General features: G+C 61.6%; 1 protein-coding gene. It reads left to right on the top strand.

From position 1 onward, the window contains the following. Window positions 1-18: 18 nt before the first annotated feature. The gene (locus NCR98_RS33225) at window positions 19-1,290 is read left to right on the top strand and encodes an IS256 family transposase (protein WP_370652123.1); all 1,272 of its coding nucleotides are present in this window, start codon (window positions 19-21) and stop codon (window positions 1,288-1,290) included. Window positions 1,291-1,330 lie beyond the last annotated feature (40 nt).

Raw genomic sequence — 1,330 nt, 5'->3', positions numbered from 1 at the left:
GAGGTAAAAGTCATGGATATGCCGATGAAGAAGAAACGCACCGTCGCTTCTCAGGCAGCGGCCCGAGGGCCGCTGCCTGCCCTTCCGGAAGGTCTGCTGGATGACCTGGTCAAAGGCCCGATGACGCCCACCGAGGTCCAGGACCTGATGCTGGCGTTCAACAAGGCACTCATCGAGCGCGCGATGGGCGCCGAGATGAAGATGCATCTGGGCTACCTGGCGGGGCAGCCGAAACCCGACGGCCAGGACAACGAACGTAACGGCGCCAGCGGCAAGACGCTCATCACCGATTATGGCCCGCTCAGGGTCGATCTGCCGCGTGATCGTGACGGCAGTTTTGAACCCATCCTGATTCCGAAACACGAGCGCCGTTTTACCGGTTTCGACGAGCGCATCATCGCCATGTACGCGCGCGGCATGAGTGTGCGCGAGATCCAGGCGTTTCTGGCCGAAGCCTATGGCACCGAGGTTTCGCCCGATTTCATCAGCTCGGTCACCGACGAAGTCATGGCTGAAGCGCTCGCCTGGCAAAGCCGTCCGCTTGAGCCGATGTACCCGGTGGTGTTCTTCGACGCGCTGCGTGTGAAGATCCGTGGCGACGGCGTGGTGAGCAACAAGGCGGTGTATCTGGCGCTGGGCATTCAGGCCGACGGCCAGCGCGATGTGCTCGGCCTGTGGATCGAACAGACCGAAGGTGCGAAGTTCTGGCTGAAAGTGTTCAACGAACTGAAGACCCGGGGCTGCCAGGACATCCTGATCGCGGTGGTCGACGGCCTGAAGGGACTGGCTGAGGCGATTGGCACGGCGTACCCGCGTACGGCCGTGCAGACCTGCATCGTGCATCTGATCCGCAACAGTCTGGAGTACGCCAGCTACAAGGACCGCAAGAGCGTGGCCGCAGCGCTGCGCCCGGTCTATGCCGCCGCGAGTGAACAGGCCGCTCAGCAGGCCCTGGAGGCCTTTGCCGAAGGCCCGTGGGGTGCGAAGTATCCGACTATCGTGCAGTCGTGGCGACGGGCGTGGGAGAACGTCACACCGTTCTTCGTGTTTCCGCCGGACATACGCCGTGTCGTCTACACCACAAACGCCATCGAGAGTCTGAACATGCAACTACGCAAGATCATCAAGACACGCGGCCACTTTCCTAATGACGAGGCCGCCATCAAGCTGCTGTGGCTGGCATTGCGCAACGTGCTGGCAAAGTCAGTACGCGCGGCGTTCGACTGGTCGTCCGCGATGAACCAGTTTGCCATCCTGTTTGGAGAGCGTTTTACCAACGCACGCGGGTGACTCCGCTAACCGCCTCGCACACAAAAATGCGGACAGGTTC

Source organism: Caballeronia sp. GAWG2-1 (assembly GCF_023631405.1).
GTDB lineage: Bacteria > Pseudomonadota > Gammaproteobacteria > Burkholderiales > Burkholderiaceae > Caballeronia.
The sequence above is the reverse complement of the archived record's forward strand: the minus strand, read 5'-3'. Positions and strand labels throughout refer to the sequence as shown.

Bases quoted from the DNA above. Each gene is read 5' to 3' on its own strand.
- NCR98_RS33225 (WP_370652123.1), top strand. From the start codon at position 19: ATGCCGATGAAGAAGAAACGCACCGTCGCTTCTCAGGCAGCGGCCCGA.